At 28.4% G+C, this 21912-nt stretch carries 21 protein-coding genes; 9 read left to right on the forward strand and 12 right to left on the reverse strand.

Translation table 11 applies throughout. The annotated features are described in order from the left end of the window. The first annotated feature begins 282 nt into the window (after window positions 1–282). Together KQI16_RS05575 and yyaC are read left to right on the forward strand one after the other, a co-directional pair. Window positions 283–1440 (forward strand): aminotransferase class V-fold PLP-dependent enzyme, encoded by a 1158-nt coding sequence (locus tag KQI16_RS05575; RefSeq protein WP_216432709.1) that lies wholly within the window; start codon window positions 283–285, stop codon window positions 1438–1440. A gap of 57 nt (window positions 1441–1497) precedes the next feature. After that, window positions 1498–2079, forward strand: a complete 582-nt coding sequence (gene yyaC / locus KQI16_RS05580) for a spore protease YyaC (protein WP_216432710.1) — start codon at window positions 1498–1500, stop codon at window positions 2077–2079. 88 nt (window positions 2080–2167) lie between these two features. Here yyaC and KQI16_RS05585 read toward each other — a convergent pair whose 3' ends face one another. The 12 genes from KQI16_RS05585 to rpmH form a co-directional block, all read right to left on the reverse strand. Further along, the gene (locus KQI16_RS05585; protein WP_216432711.1) at window positions 2168–2671 is read right to left on the reverse strand and encodes a DUF4446 family protein; all 504 of its coding nucleotides are present in this window, start codon (window positions 2669–2671) and stop codon (window positions 2168–2170) included. 81 nt (window positions 2672–2752) lie between these two features. Continuing rightward, window positions 2753–3598 carry a ParB/RepB/Spo0J family partition protein gene (locus tag KQI16_RS05590; RefSeq protein ID WP_216432712.1) on the reverse strand — a complete coding sequence of 282 codons (846 nt, stop codon included), beginning with the start codon at window positions 3596–3598 and terminating at the stop codon, window positions 2753–2755. Window positions 3599–3611: 13 nt separating this feature from the next. Continuing rightward, window positions 3612–4373, reverse strand: coding sequence for a ParA family protein (locus KQI16_RS05595; RefSeq protein ID WP_216432713.1), 762 nt, complete (start codon window positions 4371–4373; stop codon window positions 3612–3614). Between the two features lie 305 nt (window positions 4374–4678). Next, window positions 4679–5455: a nucleoid occlusion protein gene (gene noc / locus KQI16_RS05600; protein ID WP_216432714.1), complete on the reverse strand. Its 777-nt coding sequence runs from the start codon at window positions 5453–5455 to the stop codon at window positions 4679–4681. Window positions 5456–5665: 210 nt separating this feature from the next. Next, window positions 5666–6385: a 16S rRNA (guanine(527)-N(7))-methyltransferase RsmG gene (rsmG, locus tag KQI16_RS05605; protein WP_216432715.1), complete on the reverse strand. Its 720-nt coding sequence runs from the start codon at window positions 6383–6385 to the stop codon at window positions 5666–5668. A gap of 18 nt (window positions 6386–6403) precedes the next feature. After that, a complete protein-coding gene (gene mnmG / locus KQI16_RS05610) occupies window positions 6404–8281 on the reverse strand; it encodes a tRNA uridine-5-carboxymethylaminomethyl(34) synthesis enzyme MnmG (protein WP_216432716.1) in 1878 nt (625 codons plus the stop codon). A 15-nt stretch (window positions 8282–8296) separates the two neighbouring features. Further along, window positions 8297–9676, reverse strand: coding sequence for a tRNA uridine-5-carboxymethylaminomethyl(34) synthesis GTPase MnmE (gene mnmE, locus KQI16_RS05615; protein WP_216432717.1), 1380 nt, complete (start codon window positions 9674–9676; stop codon window positions 8297–8299). Between the two features lie 173 nt (window positions 9677–9849). Beyond that, entirely contained in the window at window positions 9850–10473 is a 624-nt protein-coding gene (gene jag / locus KQI16_RS05620; RefSeq protein ID WP_216432718.1) for an RNA-binding cell elongation regulator Jag/EloR, read from the reverse strand. Between the two features lie 36 nt (window positions 10474–10509). Next, window positions 10510–11256: a membrane protein insertase YidC gene (gene yidC, locus KQI16_RS05625; protein ID WP_216432719.1), complete on the reverse strand. Its 747-nt coding sequence runs from the start codon at window positions 11254–11256 to the stop codon at window positions 10510–10512. A gap of 10 nt (window positions 11257–11266) precedes the next feature. Then, on the reverse strand, window positions 11267–11479 hold the full coding sequence (yidD, locus tag KQI16_RS05630; protein ID WP_207652786.1) for a membrane protein insertion efficiency factor YidD: 213 nt from the start codon (window positions 11477–11479) through the stop codon (window positions 11267–11269). Further along, window positions 11476–11829 carry a ribonuclease P protein component gene (rnpA, locus tag KQI16_RS05635; RefSeq protein WP_216432720.1) on the reverse strand — a complete coding sequence of 118 codons (354 nt, stop codon included), beginning with the start codon at window positions 11827–11829 and terminating at the stop codon, window positions 11476–11478. Before rnpA ends, yidD begins: the two co-directional genes overlap by 4 nt. 56 nt (window positions 11830–11885) lie before the next feature. Beyond that, entirely contained in the window at window positions 11886–12020 is a 135-nt protein-coding gene (rpmH, locus tag KQI16_RS05640; RefSeq protein ID WP_119866542.1) for a 50S ribosomal protein L34, read from the reverse strand. A gap of 529 nt (window positions 12021–12549) precedes the next feature. Between rpmH and dnaA the strand changes: the two genes are divergently transcribed. The 7 genes from dnaA (at window position 12550) to gyrA (ending at window position 21424) form a co-directional block, all read left to right on the forward strand. Next, window positions 12550–13917 carry a chromosomal replication initiator protein DnaA gene (gene dnaA, locus KQI16_RS05645; RefSeq protein ID WP_216432721.1) on the forward strand — a complete coding sequence of 456 codons (1368 nt, stop codon included), beginning with the start codon at window positions 12550–12552 and terminating at the stop codon, window positions 13915–13917. 237 nt (window positions 13918–14154) lie between these two features. Then, on the forward strand, window positions 14155–15255 hold the full coding sequence (dnaN, locus tag KQI16_RS05650) for a DNA polymerase III subunit beta (protein ID WP_216432722.1): 1101 nt from the start codon (window positions 14155–14157) through the stop codon (window positions 15253–15255). 50 nt (window positions 15256–15305) lie between these two features. Then, window positions 15306–15512, forward strand: a complete 207-nt coding sequence (yaaA, locus tag KQI16_RS05655; RefSeq protein WP_216432723.1) for a S4 domain-containing protein YaaA — start codon at window positions 15306–15308, stop codon at window positions 15510–15512. A 77-nt stretch (window positions 15513–15589) separates the two neighbouring features. Continuing rightward, a complete protein-coding gene (gene recF / locus KQI16_RS05660) occupies window positions 15590–16672 on the forward strand; it encodes a DNA replication/repair protein RecF (RefSeq protein WP_216432724.1) in 1083 nt (360 codons plus the stop codon). A 15-nt stretch (window positions 16673–16687) separates the two neighbouring features. Continuing rightward, on the forward strand, window positions 16688–16948 hold the full coding sequence (remB, locus tag KQI16_RS05665; RefSeq protein ID WP_216432725.1) for an extracellular matrix regulator RemB: 261 nt from the start codon (window positions 16688–16690) through the stop codon (window positions 16946–16948). 59 nt (window positions 16949–17007) lie between these two features. After that, entirely contained in the window at window positions 17008–18924 is a 1917-nt protein-coding gene (gene gyrB, locus KQI16_RS05670) for a DNA topoisomerase (ATP-hydrolyzing) subunit B (protein ID WP_442861800.1), read from the forward strand. Window positions 18925–18949: 25 nt separating this feature from the next. Then, window positions 18950–21424 (forward strand): DNA gyrase subunit A, encoded by a 2475-nt coding sequence (gene gyrA, locus KQI16_RS05675; RefSeq protein WP_216432727.1) that lies wholly within the window; start codon window positions 18950–18952, stop codon window positions 21422–21424. Window positions 21425–21912 lie beyond the last annotated feature (488 nt).

Consider the following 21912-nt stretch of genomic DNA (forward strand, 5'->3'; position numbering starts at 1 on the left):
CCATTTTTTGTTTAAAACAAGCTTTCTAAATCAATTTTTTTAAATTTTAAAGAAAAACTGAACAATATTGTGTAATTATACATGTAGCTACGCTATTTTTTCATATTTACTTTACACAATCAGAAAATTTATAGTATAATTGAATTTTCTTTAATTAATTATATTATAATGATTATTCTTTTTAAATAGCTTTAAATTACAACTTTTTTAATATATTTTGTAAATATATAATATTTATTTTATAATTTATATTATTAAACTATAAAAAGTAGGGAGTAAAATATGAAGGTTTATTTAGATAACGCAAGTACAACCTTTCCAAAACCAAAGGCTGTTACTGATTCAATATATAATTTTCTTACAAAAATTGGCGGAAATCCAGGTAGATCTAACCACGATAATGCTTTAGAAACAAACCGTCTTTTAATAGATGCAAGAGAAAAGTTAGCTGATTTTTTTAATTTTGATAAAATAGAAAACGTTATTTTTACAGCGAATATTACTTCTTCCTTAAATATATTAATTAATGGAATTTTAAAAAAAGGTGATCATGTTATAACCTCTTCCATGGAGCATAATTCAGTTATCAGACCCCTTTATCACTTAAAAAATAATCAAATTATTGATCTTGATATTGTATCAGCTAATAATTTTGGTTTTATATCTCCATCAGATATAGAAAATAAGCTAAAGAAAAATACAAAGTTAGTTATAATAAATCATGCTTCTAATGTTTTTGGATCAATACAACCCATAAAAGAAATTGGTGAAATATGCAAAAATCATAATATATTCTTTATAATAGATTCAGCTCAAAGCGCTGGAGTTCTTAATATAGATTTTAAAGATTTAAATTTAAGTGCACTAACCTTTACTGGTCATAAAAGTCTTTTTGGCCCTCAAGGCATAGGAGGTTTTATTATCAGCGATGAATTAAATTCTATTTGTTCTCCTTATATTCTCGGCGGAACAGGAAGCTTATCTTATTCCTTGATGCAGCCAGACTTTTTGCCAGATAAATTTGAATCTGGAACTTTAAATATGCCTGGAATATGTGGCTTATTAGAAGGTGTTAAATTTATAAAAAACGAAGGTATTAATACTATATATCAAAAGAATTCTTTTTTACGTTCTAATTTACTAAAAGAACTTCATAACATTAATAATGTTATATTATATGATGATATAGAAAAATATAACTATTATACTTCTTGCTTATCCTTTAATATAAAAGGCATGGATACTTCTGAATTATCTTATATTTTAGACAGTTATTATAATATAAAAAATAGATCTGGATTACATTGTGCCCCTTTAGCTCATAAAACTATAGGTACTTATCCTTCAGGAACTGTCCGCTTAAGTATCAGCTACTTTAATACAATAGATGAAATTAAATATGTTATAGATTCTATAAATAATATTGCAAAATTAAAATAAATTTTATTGTATAGTTATCTCCTTTATTGTTAATAATTTCAATAAAGGAGGTTTTTTATGGGTTCAAATTTTTCTGTTGATTCCTTTATGCCAAACACTTATTTAGAAATTAAAAATTTTCTTTTAAAAAATTTAAATAATGTTCTTTTATCAAATAGAGAAATTATCTTTTTATGTATTGGAACAGATAGATGTACAGGAGACTCTTTAGGCCCTTTAGTTGGGCATAAATTAAAACCATTAATGCCTAAAAATAAATTCTATGTTTATGGAACGTTAGAAAGTCCAGTCCATTCAAAAAACTTAGTTTCTATTTTAGATAAAATACATAGCAGTTTTTCTAATCCATACATTGTGGCAATAGATGCTTGTCTTGGTAAAATCAATAATATCGGAAAAATTTTTATAGAAAATAAGCCCTTAAGTCCAGGTCTTGCTTTAAATAAAAACCTTCCTAAGGTTGGTGATTTAAGCATAACAGGAATAGTAAACATTTCTGGAAATTTTGAATTTTTAGTATTGCAAAATACTAGACTGTATGTAGTTATGAATTTAGTAGAAGTGATTTATAAAGGAATTCTTCACTTTACTTTGGCGGCATCAAAATTAAATAATAAAAAAACTCTATATAATATTTAAATAACTTTCATTACTTAATCTTTAACAAAAAAGGAGTAATTCAAAATTCCTTTGAAATAACTCCTTTTTAATTTATCTATATTTTCCTTTATAATTTTTTATTTATTGCTTCATTTAAAACATAAGTTTCTTCTTCAGATAATTCGTATCTTGATATGCCCTTATCTACTGGTTTAGCATATGTCCTACTATCTTCTCTTGAATATATACCAGTTAAAATAATTCCATCATTATAAGAATCTAATATAGCTATTGAAAAACTCAAATCACTTCCTACATCTTCAAAAGCCTTATATCTCATAATAGCAATTTTATTTACACAACTCTTCATTTCTTCTTTTAACTCTTCATATTTATTTAAAGCTTCTTCAGATACCTTCATAGATTTATCTATTTCTTCAAGCTTAGAAGTTATAAGTTCTTCTAAGTTTTTATTATTACTTCCCCTCATAAATCTTCTATATTTCTTCTCTAATTTATTTATAGAACTATGTAATAATATTACAATGATAAAAAGTAAAATAATTATACCTAGTAATCCAATTATAATAAATGATGAATACTGATTTATTGTATTTAATATATTTTCCATCTATTATGTCCCTCCTTTTGAATGTTATCAAAAATATGTTTCACGTGAAACATTAAGAAAATAAATGTTTCACGTGAAACATTATAAATTCATTATTTCTAATATTCTTTGTAAATCCTCGTTTGAATAGTATTCAATTTCTATTTTTCCTTTGTTGTTTTTATTGCTTATATTGACTTTTGTCCCTAAGTAATCTTGCAATTTCTCTGTAATTTCTTTATAGTAAGGATCTAATTCATCCTTTTTCTTTCTTTCTTTTTTCTCAGAATTTAAATTTTTGATTACTCTTTCAAGTTCCCTTACAGAAAGATTTTCGTCGATTACTTTTTGCGCAAGTTCGCATTGTAATTTTTCATCAGTAACAGATAATAACACTCTTCCATGACCTTCTGTAATTACTTCATCAATAAGATACTGTTTAACTGTATCACATAAATTCATTAATCTTAGAGTATTTGTTATAGAAACTCTAGATTTACCAATTCTTTTACTTAATTCTTCTTGAGTTAAATTAAAATCTGTTAATAATTTTTTATAAGATATTGCCTCTTCTATCGGATTTAAATCTTGTCTTTGAATATTTTCTATTAAAGAAATCTCTAAAATATTTTTTTCACTTAAATCCATAACCAAAGCAGGAATTTCTTTTAACCCCAGTAATTTAGCAGCTCTCCATCTTCTTTCACCAGCAACAATAACATAATAATCATCCTTTTTAGTTACAATTATAGGTTGAATTATTCCATGTTCCTTTATTGATTGTGCTAACTCTGCAATTTTCTCATTATCAAAATTTTTTCTAGGCTGCTTATCATTACTTCTAATTAAATTTATATTGATAAGATTTTTTTCAACCTCTTCCTTGACGTTTATATCTTCAGGAATTAATGCACCTAATCCTTTGCCTAATGCAAATTTTTTACTCATTCTCTTCACCTACTTATTGTTTACTTAAAAACTCTTTAGTTAAAGACTTATAAGAATCCGCACCTTTACATTTTTCATCATACAACATTATAGGGAGTCCAAAGCTTGGTGCTTCTGCTAATCTTATATTTCTAGGAATCTTTGTATTATATACCTTATCCTTAAAGAAATTTTTAACTTCATTATAAACTTCATTACTTAAATTAGTTCTATAATCATACATAGTCATTACTACGCCTTCAATTTCTAAGTTTTTATTCAAAGACTTCTTAACTAGCTGTATAGTATTTATTAACTGGCTGACACCTTCTAAAGCATAAAATTCGCACTGTATAGGTATAAGAACAGATTCAACAGAAGTTAGTGCATTTATCGTTAACACTCCTAACGAAGGAGGGCAATCTATAAAAATAAAATCATATTCATCTTCTATTTCCTTAATTTTATTTTTTAAAATACTCTCTCTGTCTTCCCTGCCTATTATTTCAACCTCTGCTCCTGCTAATTCCATTGTAGATGGTGCTATATATAAGTTTTGAACCAATTCGCTTCTAATTATTACTTCACTAAGAGATGCATCTGCTGTTAATACATCATACATTGATAATTCTAAGTTCCTTTTATCTAATCCTAATCCACTCGTTGTATTTCCCTGCGGATCTATATCTATTGTCAATACTCTATAACCTTCCAGTGCAAGATATGCACATAAATTTATATTTGTAGTTGTTTTTCCTACTCCGCCCTTTTGATTAAATATGCAAATCTTTTTCATAAGCTCTATTTTAAGAGCTCCACCCCCTTCCCTAATAATATTATATCTACTTTTATTTCATAATTAAAGATTAACATAATAAAATTGATATTTATATTTATAATCTTATTAAAATTTATAATTTATTTTTTCAAATATTAGGTTTAGATAATCCAAATAAATATATGCACATAAAAAAATTGACAATTAACAAGCAAAAATAATTTATTTATTAACTGAAAAGTAATAAATAAATTATGAATTGCTTAAGTTAATAGTCAATTATAAAGTTATGTTAATTATATTTTATTTTATAAATCAGAATATTACTTTTTAGGGATAGTAACTGTAACCTGAATAAATTCATCAGTATCCTTAAATTTATATTCTGCGGGTATATTAAATTTACTGAAAACCTGTTTAATAGTATTAACATATAATTTCGCAGGAAATATACTCTTTACTTTCTTTTTATCTTTATTATTTAATTCCTCTCCCGCTAACTTTAGAAGTTCTTTATTAATAATCTCTTCTGTCGCCTTAACATTTAAAGAATTTTTTACAATTTTATCAATAACTTTTAATTGCAATTCTTCATTTGGTAAAGATAATAAAGCTCTTGCATGCCTTTCTGTAAGTTTATGTTCAATACAAAGCTCCCTAACTTTTGAGCTTAATTTTAATAGCCTTAATTTATTAGCAATAGTGGATTGTTTTTTTCCCATTCTTTTAGCTAATTCTTCTTGTGTAAACTTATGATCATGGATGAGGTTATAGTAAGCTTCTGCTTCTTCTATAAAGTTTAAATCCTCTCTTTGGAGATTTTCAAGTAATGCTATTTCTGCAGATTGAGTATCTGTAATATCTACAATATTACAAGGTATTTCTTCAAGCTCTGCCATTCTAGCAGCTCTCCATCTTCTTTCTCCTGCTACTAGTTCATAATTTTCTCCCCTTTTTCTAACTGTAATAGGTTGTATTATTCCATGAGTCTTTATAGATTCAGATAATTCTTCTAATGCTTCTTCATTAAAAAATCTTCTAGGTTGATAAGTATTTGGAAATATCTTATCAACCCTTATACTAGTAATTTCCTTATTCATATGCGATCAACCATCCCCTACTATTATGAATCACCGTTTTTTCAATAAATTAAAAATTCTATTTTCTTCTCTAAATTCCTTCTTTTTGTTCCTTAATATTGTAAGACAAATTCCTATATTAAATATTAATTATTTACAAAACTCATTATATAAATTATCTGTATATTATTTATCGACTAATTATATTGTACAATTTTGTAGAATATAGATTTATTTTATTGGTTTTTTCTTTACAGTTCCCGCTTTTCTTGGATAAGTTTTTGGACAAGGTTTTATCTTTTTTATTTCTACAATATTATGATTTAAATCGGATCCTTCTATATTTACTTCAATAATACTCTTTAATTCTCCGCCTAAAACTTCTATTGCCTTTTGTCCATCTTTTAATTCCTCTTCTATAGCAGGTCCCTTTAATGCTACAAAATAACCATTTACTCTTACATAAGGAAGGCAAAATTCTGATAGCACAGCCATGTTAGCTACTGCTCTAGAAGTAGCAATATCAAATTTTTCTCTAAGATCCTTATTTCTTGCCCCATCTTCTGCTCTAGAATGTATTGTTACTACATTCTTTAAACCTAATTCTCCTATAACCAAATTAAGAAAATTAATTCTTTTATTTAAGGAATCTAATAATGTTACCTGAGCATTAGGATTCATAATAGCTATAGGCAGCCCAGGAAATCCAGCACCTGTCCCAATATCTATTATATTTTTAGCATTTTTTATTGCTTCTGACTTAAATGCCTTTATACAATCTATGAAATGTTTCTTTATTATTTCCTCATCCTCTGTAATCGCTGTTAAATTTATTTTTTCATTCCACTCCTGAAGAAGTTTCATATATTTTATAAATTGATTATATTGCTCTTCTGACAAATCAACACCTGCTTCTAAAGAAGCTTCTTTCATTAATTGAAAAAATTCCATTACTGCCTCCAAAGAAAATTATTTTTTATATTTATGCTCTAAATAAATTAATAAAACAGATATATCAGCAGGTGAAACTCCTGATATTCTCGATGCTTGACCTATACTTATAGGCCTTATTTTTGAAAGCTTTTGAATAGCTTCAGTTCTTAATCCCTTAACATCATTATAATCAATATCTTCTGGTAATAATTTATTTTCAAACTTCTTAAATTGTCTTACTTGTTCTAATTGACTTTCAATATATCCTTCATATTTAGTTATTATATTTATTTGTTCCCCTATATCTTCACTATAATTTGGTCTATCTGGATCTAAGGAAGCTAATTTAAAATAATCTAGTTCTGGTCTTTTAATAAGTTCATAAAAGCTAATTGGCTTCTTTAATTCCGTTGATCCTAAGGAAATTAATATATCATTTACTTCTTTCTTATTTGTTATTTGTAGATTTTTTAGTCTTTCAACTTCACTTTCAACTGCATTCTTTCTTTCCAAGAACTTTTTATATCTTTCTTCAGTTACAAGGCCAACTCTATATCCTATTTCAGTTAATCTAAAATCAGCATTATCCTGTCTCAAAAGAAGTCTATATTCAGCTCTAGAAGTCATCATTCTATAAGGTTCATTTGTTCCCTTAGTAACTAAATCATCTATAAGAACTCCTATATATCCATCTGAACGTGTTAAAATCATTGGTTCCTTTCCTTGGATTTTTAAAGCCGCATTAATACCAGCAACTATTCCCTGTGCTCCAGCTTCTTCATAACCTGAACTTCCATTTAATTGGCCTGCTCCATATAGTCCTTCAATATTTATAAACTCAAGAGTTGGCTTTAACTGAGTTGGATCTATTGAATCATACTCTATAGCATAACCTGTTCTTAAAATTTCAGCACTTTCTAAACCTGGAACAGTTCTTATCATTTGTATCTGTACCTCTTCTGGTAAGGATGATGACATTCCTCCAATGTACATTTCTTGAGTGTCTTCTCCTTCTGGTTCAATAAATAATTGATGTCTATCTCTGTCTGGGAATCTCATAACCTTATCTTCGATAGATGGACAGTATCTTGGGCCTATTCCCTCTATTAATCCATTATACATTGGTGATCTATCTATATTCTTCCTTATTATTTCGTGAGTTTCTTCACTTGTATAAGTCAGCCAGCAATCAACTTGCTCCCTGCTAATATCACCACTCATGAATGAAAATGGCACTACCTTCTCATCTCCTGGCTGCCTTATCATTTTTGAGAAATCAACAGATCTTTTATTAATTCTTGCAGGTGTACCTGTTTTAAATCTTCTTAAAGAAATCCCCAAGTCTATTAATGATTTAGACAATTCATTTGCTGCTGCTAATCCATTTGGCCCGCTATTATATTTAACATCTCCAATTATTATACTTGCTCTTAAATAAGTTCCAGTTGTTAATATTACCGCTTTAGCAGAAAAATATCCTCCATTTCTTGTTAAAACGCCTCTTACTTTTCCATCTTCTACATCTAATTCTATTACTTCTAATTGTCTTAAGTCTAAGTTTTCCTGCTTCTCAAGAACCTGCTTCATTCTATTTTGATATTTCTTTTTATCAGCTTGTGCTCTTAATGAATGAACCGCTGGTCCCTTTGAAGTATTAAGCATTCTTGATTGTATATAAGTATTATCTATATTAATGCCCATTTCACCGCCTAAAGCATCTATCTCTCTTACTAAATGGCCCTTAGCAGTACCTCCTATATTAGGATTACATGGCATCATTGCTATTGAATCTAGATTATTTGTACATACTAATGTTTTTAATCCCATTCTAGCAGAAGCTAAAGCAGCCTCGCAACCAGCATGACCAGCTCCAACAACTACTACATCATATTGTCCTGCTTCGTATCTTTTCATTCTCCTTACTTCTCCTTACTTTCCACAACAAAATTCTTTAAATATTTTGTTAACTAAATCTTCTTCTAGTTCTGTACCTGTAATTTCCCCTAATGCTTTTAATGCTGAAATTACATATATAGAAACCAAATCAAGATATTCATTATTTTTAACACTTATGATAGCTTTTTCACAATTTTCTTTTGCTCTTATTAAAGCTTGCTTATGTCTTGAATTAGAAATAACTAAGCTTTCACTATCAATAGTTCCATTAAAGAACATATTTTTTACTTCTTCTTTTAATTTATCAATTCCTAAATCTTCCTTAGCCGATATCTTTATTTTATGTTCAAAAGCTTCTACAAGTTTTAAATCAATTTTATTTTCTAAATCTATTTTATTTAATAAAAGGATAGTCTTTTTATTTTTTACTGCTTCTATAATTTCAAAATCTTCCTTATCTAATTCTCTTGAAGTATCCAATACTAATAATACTAAATCAGCCTCTTCAATTTTTTCTTTAGACTTTTCTACCCCTATTCTCTCTACTATATCTTCCGTCTCTCTAATACCAGCAGTATCAATAATTTTCACTGGTATTCCGTCCAAATTTATATATTCTTCAATTACATCTCTTGTTGTTCCTGCAATATCCGTTACAATAGCTCTCTTTTCTCTTAGTAAAACATTAAGTAAAGATGATTTTCCTACATTAGGTTTACCTACAATTGCAAGGCTTAATCCATCTCTAATAATTCTTCCTTCATCTGCATTTTTCATTAATCTATTTATATTATTAAGAGCTTCTTCTAGGCTCTCCCTTACTCTAGCTGGTATACTAGGATCAATTTCTTCCTCATCTTCAGTAAAATCTACTGCGTATTCAATTAATGCTAATACATTTAGTAAATATTCATTTAATTTACCTATTTCCCTTGATAAAGAACCATTGCTTTGCATCAATGCAGATTTCATTGCTAAATCTGTTTTGGCAGTAATTAAATCCATAACAGCTTCTGCTTGAGATAAATCTATTCTTCCATTTAAAAATGCTCTCTTAGTAAATTCTCCAGGTTCAGCTAATCTAGCTCCTGCCTTAATTGTCATTTCAAGAACCTTATTAGTTGAAGTAACGCCTCCGTGACAATTAATTTCTACTACATCTTCCGCAGTATAACTTCTTGGTCCCTTCATAAAGCTTATAATTACTTCATCAATAGCTTCCTTGGTATCTATATCTATAATATGGCCATATCTCATAGTATAAGTCTTCATATCTTTTATATCCTTGCCATTTTTAGCTCTAAATATCTTTGAAACAATATCTAAAGCCTTATCGCCCGAAACTCTAATAATGGCAATTCCACCCTCTCCTATGGCAGTTGATATAGCACTTATCGTATCAAATTCTCTCATACTTCTAACCTCCTTCTTTGTATATTTATCTATATAAAACTGTCTATAATATTCATTTAACACCGATTTTCGTATTTAATATTATATCCCTTTTTAACTAATATTCATTGTACAAAACTATTTTTATTTAGTCAAAATAAATAAAGGTAGGAAAGCCATTGGCTTCCTTACCTTTATTTTCTAATGTCAACAACAACTCTTCTATGTGGTTCTTCACCTTCACTAAATGTATAAACATATTCATTGCCTTGCAATGCTGAGTGTATAATTCTTCTTTCATATGGATTCATAGGCTCAAGCTTATAAGCTCTTTTACTTCTTCTTACTTTATAAGCAACTTTTTCTGCAACTCTTATTAGAGTTTCTTCCCTCTTCTTCCTATAATTTTCAGTATCTAAAATAACTTTTTTATATGACTCATCATGATTTTTATTCACTACTAAAGATACTAAATATTGAAGCGCATCTAAGGTTTCTCCTCTATATCCAATAATTAATCCCATTTTAGGACCACTTAAATTTATATAAAGAGAATCTTCTTCTTCTCTTATTCTAATTTCAGCCTTTATACCCATGTTATCACAAATACTTCTTAAGAATGTTATTGCTTCCTCTTTATAATCTCTTTTGACTTTTACTATAATTCTTGCAGGCTTACTTCCTATCAGATTAAAAAATCCCTTACTGCCTTCCTCTAAAACTTCGTATTCTACCTTATCTTCAGTTAAGTTTAAATCCCTCAAAGCATTTTGTAAAGCTTCACTTACAGTTTTACCTGTCATTTCTAATGTTTTCATACCCTATTCACCACCTAGTAAAATCCTATCTCTTTTTTATCTTTTTCTAGTCTTTGGTGTTGCTTTTTTTGCATTTTCCATAGCTTTGTATTTTTCTAATTCTACTTTTTCTTCTTGTTTTTTCTTTGCAGGTAAATAATTTACAAAATAAGTTTGTATTAATTGAATAACTCCACCTATTACCCAGTAAATAACTAAGATAGCTTTAAAATTTAAAGCCATAATACCCATCATACCAGCCATCATTATATTCATACTTCCCATATTAGGAGAATTTTCATTTTTAGGAGTTGCTTTTGATAATAACATAGTTGGTAAATAAGTACTTAAGAATGCTAGAACTGGTAATATAAAGTAAGGATCTTTCTCAAATACATTTGGTATCCATAAGAATGATGCGCTTTTCATTGCATCTGGACTTATACTATTAAATACTGCATACAATGCAAATAGTATTGGTAATGGTAATAATGATGGTAAACAACCTCCAAACATACTAGCATTATTTTCTTTTAAGCACTTATTATATTCTTCTTGCATTTTTTTAGGGTCATTTGCATATTTCTTTTGTATCGCATTTAACTGCGGTTGAATTTCTTGTAATCTTGCACTAGATCTGCTTGACTTAATATTAAAAGGTAATATTAACAATCTTATAATTAATGTAAAGATTGCAATTGTTAATACATAGGATACTCCACTCGGCTCCATATTAAATAATGAAATAATCCAGTCATGAAGTCCCTCAAAAGCATTAGTCAAGAATTGCGTTAAACCGTTCATAGTAACCTCCTTATTTTAATGGGTCATACCCTCCCCTGGAACATGGATGACACCTCAATATTCTCTTTATAGCTAAAAATCCACCTTTTAGTGAACCATATTTGGTTATTGCTTCAATAGCATATTGAGAGCAACTCGGAACAAATATGCACTTCGGTGGTCTCATTGGTGAAATATATTTCCTATATAAATGTATAGATTTTAGAAGTATCCTTTTTATCATTCCTTATATAATCCTGCCTTTTTAAAAAGTTTCTTCATAGCATTTTCAACTTCAAAATAGTCCTTTCCCTTTATTGCATTTCTTGCAATAAAAACAAAATCATATCCTTCTTTTAAACTATCCTTATTTAATCTATAACTTTCAGATATCAATCGTTTACTTCTGCTTCGAACTACACTATTACCAACTTTTTTACTAACAGATATACCAATTCTATTATAGGAAATGTTTTCTTTTGTTTTATTCTTGTTATTTTTATAAATATATAAAACTAAAAGATTATTAGCTATTGATTTTCCTCTTCTATACACTAATTTAAACTCATTATTTTTTTTTATTCTGTATACCATTGGAAATTCAGTCTCCTTTTTTCTGCATTGCAGAAAAAGGCCACTGTATGCGGCCCTTATGCTGTTAATCTCTTTCTACCTTTTTGTCTTCTTCTCTTAAGAACATTTCTACCTGATTTAGTTTTCATTCTTTTTCTGAAACCATGTTCTTTTTTTCTTTGTTTCTTTTTTGGTTGGTATGTCATGAACATATCATTACACCCCCTTTAAATAATAAAATTCTGTAGATCTATAGCAAACTACTATAATCCTAATTATTAAATTCACCTTCTTATTATATATATATCAACTTTTGATGTCAATACAATATAAATTTCTAATTTTGTTGATAAAATATATAATATTGTCCACTTTTTGTGGATAACTTATTGAATACATCATTTAACTTATGTTATTATTAATATTACCTGTGAATAATTTTATTTACTTAAAAGGTTATCCACAATTGTTGATAACTTTGTGGATAGTTTGTGTTATTTTTATTAATATCTTTTAAAAATTTTAAAATAATCTTTTAAATACTGGGCTATTATAGTGTTAACAATGTTAATATTTGTACATAATTATATTGTGAATATTTTTTTTGGTTCTATTTAATCAACATAATTATTAACATGTGCATATTATCTTTTAACTTATTAACACTTGTTTATGTTTGTTAATAAATTTGTTGAATAAATGTTACTAATTTTTATAAAAAATTTTTATGGAGGATATGTAATGAATAATGATCTAACATCATTATGGGAAAAAACATTAAATATTATAAAGGGAGAAATGAGTGAAGTTAGCTTCAATACTTGGATAAAAAGCTGTAATCCTATTTCAATATCTTCCGATACAATAACACTCAGCGTTCCCAATTCTTTCACTCAAGATATTTTAGAAAAAAGATATAAGGATTTAGTTATAAATTCTATAGAAGCAGCCTGCTCTAAATCTTATAAAATTAAATTTATTCTTGAATCTGATGTTCTAGAAGCTGAAGAAAAGGAAAAAGAAAAGGAAGAAAATAAAAGAAAAGGAACTACAACATCATCTGTTACTGTTAACGATGAAATGTCCAGTACATTAAACCCAAAATATACCTTTAATTCTTTCGTTGTCGGTAATAGCAATAGATTTGCTCATGCAGCATCCCTGGCTGTTGCTGAAGCCCCAGCTAAAGCATACAATCCCTTATTTATTTATGGGGGAGTTGGTCTAGGTAAAACTCACTTAATGCATGCAATTGGCCATTATATTTTGCAAAGCAATCCAAATGCAAAAGTAGTCTACGTTTCTTCAGAAAAGTTTACTAATGAGCTAATAAATGCAATAAGAGATGATAGAAATGAAGAATTTAGAAATAAATATAGAAATGTGGATATCTTATTAATAGACGATATTCAATTTATAGCTGGCAAAGAAAGAACTCAAGAAGAATTTTTCCACACCTTTAATGCATTACACGATGCTAATAAACAAATAATTTTATCATCAGATAGACCACCGAAAGAAATTCCTACTTTAGAAGATAGGCTTCGTTCAAGATTTGAATGGGGATTAATTGCCGATATTCAACCACCAGATTTTGAAACACGAATGGCCATTTTAAAAAAGAAAGCTGAAGTTGAAAAATTAAGTGTTGCAAACGAAGTTATGGTCTATATTGCTACAAAAATAAAGTCTAATATAAGAGAACTTGAAGGAGCATTAATTAGAATTGTTGCCTACTCATCTTTAACTAACAGACCAATTACTGTTGATTTAGCTAGTGAAGCTTTAAAAGACATCATCTCAAGTAAGCAAAATCAAAGCATTACTATAGATTTAATTCAGGATGTCGTAGCCACTTATTTCAATATTAGAGTTGAGGAATTAAAATCCCAAAGAAGAACAAGGAATATTGCGCATCCAAGACAGATAGCTATGTATTTATGCAGAAAACTTACTGATATGTCCCTACCTAAAATAGGTGAAGAATTTGGAGGCAGGGATCATTCAACTGTAATACATGCATATGAAAAGATTTCAGATAACTTAACAAAAGATGAAAGTCTACAGCATACAATAAATGATTTAACTAAGAAACTCACTCAAAATTAATCAACAATTGTACATAATTTTTATTGAATTGCTTGTGGATAACTTTTTTAAAAATAATCATTGTTTATACTGTGGATAAGAATTGTATCTATTGCTTAACTTATCCACAATATTTTTTACACAAAAATTTACTTATATACGGGCTTATAAATACTTTTCAACAAATTCACAGCCCCTATTACTACTATTACTATATTTTATATCTAATTTATTTTATCTATATAAGGAGGATCTTATATGAAATTTAATTGTGAAAAACAAAAATTACAAGAAGGAATATCAATTTCAAATAAAGCAATAACAGGTAAAACTACAATGCCAATATTAGAAGGAATATATATTAAAACTTCTAAAAATGGATTGACACTTATAGGATCAGATATGGATTTATCAATAGAAACTTTTGTTGAAGCGGATGTAATAGAAGAAGGAACTATTGTAGTTGATTCAAAAATATTTAGTGAAATAATAAGAAAATTACCTAATTCAGATATTTATATAGAAACTCTTGATAATGATATAATACAAATAACTTGTGAAAAATCTATATTTAACTTAGTTTATATGAAAGCTGAAGATTATCCATCCTTACCAGAAATAAAAGAAAATATATCAGTTGAAGTACCTCAAGATATATTAAAAAGTATGATAAGAGGAACATCTTTTGCAGTTGCACAAGATGAAACGAGACCAATACTTCAAGGAATTTTATTCGAAATTAAAGATAAAAAATTAAATTTAGTTGCCTTAGATGGATATAGAATGGCTGTTAGAAGTGAATACTTAGGTTCTGATGATAATATTGATGTGGTAATACCAGGAAAAACTTTAAATGAAGTAGCAAAAATTTTAGAAGACGTAAGTGAACTTGTTAAAATTACTTTTACTGATAATCATATATTATTTAATTTAAATAAAACCAAAATTGTATCTAGATTATTAGAAGGAAAATTTGTTAACTATGTATCATTATTACCACAAGAACACAAGATTTTAGTGGAAGTAAATAGACAAGATTTACAAAGCTGTATTGAAAGAGCTTCTTTAATGTCTAAGGATAGCAACAGTAATTTAATAAAATTAGACTTTAATGAAGATACTGTTATTATAACTTCGAATTCTCAATTGGGAAAAGTTAGAGAAGAATTAAATGTAAATTTGCAAGGTGGCGAATTACAAATTGCATTTAACTCTAGATATATTTTAGATGTTCTTAAAAATATAGATGAAAATGAAATTTATATGGAAATGACATCTAGTGTTAGTCCTTGTATTATAAGGTGCAAATCAAATGATAATTCAAGATATCTTGTTCTTCCTGTAAGATTAATGAGATAATGAAAGGAGAGTTATGCATAGTTTTTGAATAATTATGCAGAAAAATGGAAATGAAAGAAATTAAAATAAATACCGAATTTATAAAATTAGATTCATTTTTAAAATGGTGCGGAGCAGCATCTCAAGGAGCTGAAGCTAAAATTTATATTTTAAATGAAGAAGTAAAAGTAAATAATGAAATTTGTACTCAAAGAGGGAAAAAGATTAGACCTGGAGATATTGTAGAATTTAATGGTGAAAAGTATAAAGTTGTATAAAAATATTACTAATAGCTCAGAAAACTAATAATTACTTTTATTCTTCTAATTATGATATAATTAAAATAGGTGTTGCAATGTATATTAAAAAATTACAATTATTGAATTATAGAAATTATAAATATTTAGATATATCCCTAGGCAAAAAGGTAAATGTATTTATGGGAGATAATGCTCAAGGGAAAACCAATATCCTGGAGGCTATATATTACTGTGCCTTTGCAAAATCTCATAGAACATCAAGGGATAAGGAATTAATAAATTGGAAAGCGGATAGGGCTTATTTAAGTTTATTAGTTGGAAGAGAAAGGTTAGACAAAAATATTGATATAAGTATACTTAAGGACGGAAAAAAAGCAATAAAAATAAATAAAGTTAAAGTTTCCAAAATAGGTGAACTATTTGGGAACTTTAATGTTGTTATGTTTTCTCCTGAAGATTTAAAAATAATAAAGAATTCTCCTGGTGTTAGAAGAAAATTTATTGATATGGAATTATGCCAGCTAAATCAAAAATATTATTATAATCTTGTACAATATAATAAGGTTTTAATTGAGAGAAATTTATTATTGAAAAATAGAAATTTAGATAAGGAAATGCTAGATATATATGATATTCAATTGGCTGAATTTGGGCATAATATCATAATAGAAAGACTTAATTATATAAATAAATTAAATTTCTACGGAGAGGAAATACACAGGGATATATCTTCAGGAAAAGAAATTATAAAATTTAAATACATAAGCACTGTAAAAGAATTAGGTGACATAAAGAAAAACTTTTATGAAGCTTTAGTAAAAAATAGAGATAAAGATATAGAAAAAGGAATAACAACTATAGGACCTCATAGAGATGATTTTACTGTTCTTATCAATGAAATAGATGCAAAGAGTTTTGGTTCTCAAGGACAGCAAAGAAGTGCAGTTCTTACAATAAAGTTTTCGTCACTTAAAATAATAAAAGAAATAACATCAGAATATCCTGTTTTGCTTTTAGATGATGTTTTATCTGAATTAGATTTTAGTAGAAAAAGATATGTATTAACATCAATACAAGATATTCAGACCATTATTACCTGCACAGGTATAGAAGATTTAACTAATTATTTAGATAACAGTTCTAAAGTTTTTAAAGTCAAGGATGGAGAAATCCTATGATGAGGGAGGAATTTTATGTTTTTGCATTTAGGAGAAAATGTAGTAGTACCTATAAAAGATATAATTGGAATATTTGATTTAAATACTACAATGTATAGTTCAGATACAAGTTCTTTTTTAAGAATGGCTGAAGAGGATGGATTTGTAGAAAGAATATCAAAGGAACATCAACCTAAATCTTTTGTAATAGCAGAAGTTAATAAGAAAAGTAAAATTTTCTTATCTCCTATTTCATCTTCAACATTAACAAAAAGGGCTAACTTAGATTATAATTAATGATTCCAATGTTAAATCTTCGTGTAATTATATAAAATCTGTTGTGTTAGGAGGAGATTATATTGGAAAAAAATACACAAACTTATGATGAGAGTCAAATTCAAGTTTTAGAAGGTCTTGAAGCTGTTAGAAAAAGACCAGGTATGTATATTGGAAGTACAAGTTCAAGGGGATTACACCACCTTGTTTATGAAATAGTTGATAATAGTATAGATGAGGCTTTAGCAGGATTTTGTAATAATATTGAGGTTTTAATAAATGAGGATAATTCCATAACTGTTATAGATGATGGTAGAGGAATGCCAACAGGTATAAATGAAAAACTTGGAAAATCTAGTGTGGAAGTTATAATGACAGTTCTTCATGCTGGAGGAAAATTTGGCGGCGGAGGATATAAAGTTTCTGGTGGATTACATGGAGTTGGTGCATCAGTTGTTAATGCTCTATCAGAATGGTGCGAAGTAATAGTAAAAAGGGATGGATACTCCTGGAGACAAAGATATTCCAGGGGAAATCCAGTAACTGATTTAATTAAAATAGGTGAATCTGATGAGCATGGAACAACTGTTTCTTTTAAACCGGATGCAGAAATATTTGAAGACACAGTTTATGATTTTGAAGTTTTGTCTAAAAGGTTTAGAGAACTTGCCTTTTTAAATAAAGGGATTAAGATAAAATTAATAGATAAAAGGCTGGGAGAAGAAAAGGAAGAATTATATCACTTTGAAGGTGGAATAAGAGAATTCGTATTATATTTAAATAAAAATAAAGAGGTTTTACATGAAGAACCTATTTATATTGAGGCTATGAGAGATGATGTTTTCGTAGAAGTTTCACTTCAATATAATAATTCCTATACAGAAAATATTTATTCTTTTGCAAATAATATAGATACTGTAGAGGGGGGAACTCATCTATCAGGCTTTAAGTCTGCCTTGACTAAGGTTATAAATGATTATGCAAGAAGATATAATTATTTAAAAGAGAAGGATAATAATTTATCAGGTGATGATGTAAGAGAAGGATTAACTGCTGTTGTATCAGTAAAAATAACAAATCCTCAGTTTGAAGGCCAGACAAAGACTAAACTAGGTAATTCAGAAGTTAGAAGCATTGTAGATTCAATAACTGCAGAAGGAGTAGCTACATTCTTAGAAGAAAACCCTTCAATAAGCAAGTTAATAGTTGAAAAGGCATTGATGGCAACTAGAGCCAGAGATGCAGCTAGAAAGGCAAGAGAACTAACAAGAAAATCAGCCTTAGAAAGATCAACATTGCCTGGGAAATTAGCAGATTGTTCTTCTAAAGATCCATTAGAATGTGAAATATACATAGTAGAGGGAGATTCAGCTGGTGGTTCTGCAAAGCAAGGAAGAGATAGAAGGTTCCAAGCTATACTGCCTTTAAGAGGTAAAATATTAAATGTTGAAAAACAAAGATTAGACAGGATACTTACCTCTGATACTATTAAAGCAATGGTTACTGCCTTTGGTGCAGGCATTGGTGATGATTTTGATGAAAGTAAATTAAGATATAACAGAATTATAATAATGACTGATGCCGATGTTGATGGGGCTCATATTAGAACTTTACTTCTAACATTCTTCTTTAGATATATGAGGGGCTTGCTAGATGGAGGTCATGTTTATATAGCACAGCCACCTTTATATCAAGTTAAAAAGAATAAGAAGGAGTATTATGTTTACTCTGATGAAGAATTAGAAACTCTTTTAAAGGAACTTGGTGGAAAAGATAGTTCAACTAGCATTCAAAGATATAAGGGGCTAGGAGAAATGAATGCTACTCAGTTATGGGATACAACAATGGATCCAGAGAAAAGAGTATTGTTAAAAGCAACAGTAGAAGATGCTAAGGAAGCTGACGAGATATTTACAATACTAATGGGAGATAAGGTTGAGCCAAGAAGAGAGTTTATAGAAAAGAATGCTAAGAAAGTAAGCAACTTGGATATTTAGTACTAAAACGAGGTGAAGTAAGTACATGAATTTTAATGAGGGAAAAATTGTTCCTATTGATATAAACAAAGAAATGAAAAAATGTTATATAGATTATGCTATGAGCGTAATTGTAGGCCGTGCGTTACCAGATGTTAGAGATGGATTAAAGCCAGTTCATAGAAGAATATTACATTCAATGAATGAGCTTGGATTAACACCAGATAAAGGATATAGAAAGTGTGCAAGAATCGTTGGAGAAGTTTTAGGTAAATACCATCCACACGGAGATACATCTGTATATGATGCTTTGGTTAGATTAGCTCAAGATTTCTCAATGAGATATATGTTAGTAGATGGTCATGGTAATTTTGGCTCAGTGGATGGTGATGGGGCAGCTGCTATGAGGTATACTGAAGCCAAAATGAATAAAATTGCTGTTGAAATGTTAAGAGATATAAATAAAGATACAGTTGATTTTATTCCAAACTTTGATGGAGAAGAGAAGGAACCGGTTGTGCTTCCATCAAGATATCCTAATCTTTTAGTTAATGGATCATCAGGTATAGCTGTTGGTATGGCAACTAATATACCACCGCATAATTTAGGTGAAGTTATTGATGGAACTATAATGCTTATAGATAATCCTGATTCAACATCAACTGAACTTATGAGTGCTATTAAGGGCCCAGATTTTCCAACTGGTGCAGTGATAATGGGAACCTCCGGTATAAGAGAGGCCTATGAAACAGGAAAAGGTAAAGTGATTGTAAGAGCAAAATGTGAAATAGAAGAGGAAAATGGAAGGCATAGGATAGTTGTTACAGAAATACCTTATCAAGTTAATAAGGCAAAATTAATTGAAAGTATAGCTGATTTAGTAAAAGATAAAAAAATAACTGGAATATCTGATTTAAGAGATGAATCAGATAGAGAAGGTATGAGGATTGTAATTGAATTAAAAAGAGATGCTAATCCAAATGTAGTTTTAAATCTTTTATATAAGCATACCAAAATGCAGGATACTTTTGGTATTATAATGCTCGCTTTAGTAGATAATGAACCTAAGATATTAAGTTTAAGGGAAATTCTAGGAAATTATATTGATTTCCAAAAAGAAGTAGTAACAAGAAGAACAATATTTGAATTGGATAAAGCAAAGGCAAGAGCTCATATACTTGAAGGATTAAAGATTGCTTTAGATAATATAGATGAGGTTATTAACATAATTAGATCATCTAAAACTACCGAAATAGCTAAAAATACTTTAATTGAGAGATTTGGCCTAAGCGATAAACAAGCACAAGCAATTCTAGACATGAGATTGAGAAGGCTTACTGCTTTAGAAAGAGATAAAATAGAAGAAGAATATGCAGAGCTTATGAAACAAATAGAGTATTTAAATTCTATATTAGCAAGTGAAGAAAAATTATTATCAGTAATAAAAGAAGAATTGTTAGAAATAAAAAATAATTACAATGATCCAAGAAGAACAAAGATAGAAAAAACAGTAAATGAAATTGATATTGAAGATTTGATACAAGAAGAAGAAGTTGTTGTTACTTTAACTCATGCAGGATACATAAAGAGAATATCTGCAGATACCTATTCTGCTCAAAGAAGAGGTGGAAGAGGTATTCAAGCTATGACAACAAAGGAAGATGATTTTGTAGAGCATATTGTTATAACATCAACTCATTCTGATATATTATTCTTTACAAATAAAGGAAGAGTATATAAATTAAGAGCTTATGAAATACCTGATGCAGGAAGAACTTCAAAAGGTACAAATATAATTAATCTTATAGCCATAAGTCCTGATGAGAGAATAGAGACTGTTCTTACAATAAATGATGATGTAACAGATGGTTACTTATTCATGGGTACTAAACAAGGGTTAGTTAAGAAAACTAACTTATCAGAATTTAAAAATCTTAGAAAGAACGGCTTAATTGCAATAAATTTAAGAGAAGGAGACGAACTATTAAAAGCAAAAATAACTAGAGGAGATGCAAATATAATAATTGTTTCTCAAAAGGGTAATGCGATAATATTTAGTGAAAAAGATGTTAGACCTATGGGGAGAACAGCATCAGGAGTGAAATCAATGAATCTGAAGTCTGATGACTTAGCAGTATGTATGGATATTGTGGTAGAGGATGAAGATTTATTAGTTATAAGTGAAAATGGTTATGGTAAGAGAACTCCATTAAGTGATTATAAAGTTCAAAGAAGAGGCGGTTCTGGATTAATAACATATAAATCATCTGAAAAAACAGGTAAGCTTATAGGAGCTACTGTATGTAAAGATGATGATGAACTTATGCTCATAAATACAAGTGGAATTGCCATAAGAATTAATGTATCGGATATATCTGTTACAGGAAGAGCAGCTATGGGAGTTAGACTTATGAGAACTTCTGAAGAAGAGAAGATTGTAGCTATAGCTAAAATTTCTGGATCAGAAGAAGATAATGAATTAATAGATAGGGAAGATACTGAAGATAGAGAAATATTATAGTTTTAAAAAAGTACAGTTTAATAAGTACTTAAACTTATAAACTGTACTTTTTTTATTGTAAGATTTCATTAAATAAAAATAAAATATAGCAATTAAAAAGAAAAATAACCATAATCTTATCCTAGTGTATCATAATAAGAAAAATAGAGAAAAAAAGAAAAATTATAAGAAAAATAAGAATAATTTTATATAATGATTAAAGTTTGTTAAAATAATATTATGTTTAAGTGATAAGATAATTTTCGTCGCGAAGAGATGCGATAAAAAATTAAAATTAAAAAAATATTGACATAAGCTTTGAAAAGTGATAATATGAAAAAGTCGCTTGAGTGAGATGAAATAATTGGTCTTTGAAAATTGAACAGAATATTAAGTAAAGATAAACCAGCAATTCTTTTGAACGTCTAAGATTAACTCAAAGAAATTTGAGACAGATTAAACTTTTTAGTGAGAGTTTGATCCTGGCTCAGGACGAACGCTGGCGGCGT

Source organism: Caproiciproducens sp. MSJ-32, assembly GCF_018918055.1.
Lineage (GTDB): Bacteria > Bacillota > Clostridia > Clostridiales > Clostridiaceae > Clostridium.

Excerpts from the sequence above, each read along its gene's own strand:
- yidC (WP_216432719.1), bottom strand. The coding sequence starts at position 11,256 with ATGAACGGTTTAACGCAATTCTTGACTAATGCTTTTGAGGGACTTCAT.
- recF (WP_216432724.1), top strand. The coding sequence starts at position 15,590 with ATGTATATTAAAAAATTACAATTATTGAATTATAGAAATTATAAATAT.
- KQI16_RS05595 (WP_216432713.1), bottom strand. The coding sequence starts at position 4,373 with ATGAAAAAGATTTGCATATTTAATCAAAAGGGCGGAGTAGGAAAAACA.
- dnaN (WP_216432722.1), top strand. The coding sequence starts at position 14,155 with ATGAAATTTAATTGTGAAAAACAAAAATTACAAGAAGGAATATCAATT.
- remB (WP_216432725.1), top strand. The coding sequence starts at position 16,688 with ATGTTTTTGCATTTAGGAGAAAATGTAGTAGTACCTATAAAAGATATA.
- KQI16_RS05590 (WP_216432712.1), bottom strand. The coding sequence starts at position 3,598 with ATGAGTAAAAAATTTGCATTAGGCAAAGGATTAGGTGCATTAATTCCT.
- KQI16_RS05575 (WP_216432709.1), top strand. The coding sequence starts at position 283 with ATGAAGGTTTATTTAGATAACGCAAGTACAACCTTTCCAAAACCAAAG.
- rnpA (WP_216432720.1), bottom strand. The coding sequence starts at position 11,829 with ATGGTATACAGAATAAAAAAAAATAATGAGTTTAAATTAGTGTATAGA.
- rpmH (WP_119866542.1), bottom strand. The coding sequence starts at position 12,020 with ATGTTCATGACATACCAACCAAAAAAGAAACAAAGAAAAAAAGAACAT.
- gyrA (WP_216432727.1), top strand. The coding sequence starts at position 18,950 with ATGAATTTTAATGAGGGAAAAATTGTTCCTATTGATATAAACAAAGAA.
- jag (WP_216432718.1), bottom strand. The coding sequence starts at position 10,473 with ATGAAAACATTAGAAATGACAGGTAAAACTGTAAGTGAAGCTTTACAA.
- rsmG (WP_216432715.1), bottom strand. The coding sequence starts at position 6,385 with ATGGAATTTTTTCAATTAATGAAAGAAGCTTCTTTAGAAGCAGGTGTT.
- yaaA (WP_216432723.1), top strand. The coding sequence starts at position 15,306 with ATGAAAGAAATTAAAATAAATACCGAATTTATAAAATTAGATTCATTT.
- noc (WP_216432714.1), bottom strand. The coding sequence starts at position 5,455 with ATGAATAAGGAAATTACTAGTATAAGGGTTGATAAGATATTTCCAAAT.
- mnmE (WP_216432717.1), bottom strand. The coding sequence starts at position 9,676 with ATGAGAGAATTTGATACGATAAGTGCTATATCAACTGCCATAGGAGAG.
- yyaC (WP_216432710.1), top strand. The coding sequence starts at position 1,498 with ATGGGTTCAAATTTTTCTGTTGATTCCTTTATGCCAAACACTTATTTA.
- dnaA (WP_216432721.1), top strand. The coding sequence starts at position 12,550 with ATGAATAATGATCTAACATCATTATGGGAAAAAACATTAAATATTATA.
- yidD (WP_207652786.1), bottom strand. The coding sequence starts at position 11,479 with ATGATAAAAAGGATACTTCTAAAATCTATACATTTATATAGGAAATAT.
- KQI16_RS05585 (WP_216432711.1), bottom strand. The coding sequence starts at position 2,671 with ATGGAAAATATATTAAATACAATAAATCAGTATTCATCATTTATTATA.
- mnmG (WP_216432716.1), bottom strand. The coding sequence starts at position 8,281 with ATGAAAAGATACGAAGCAGGACAATATGATGTAGTAGTTGTTGGAGCT.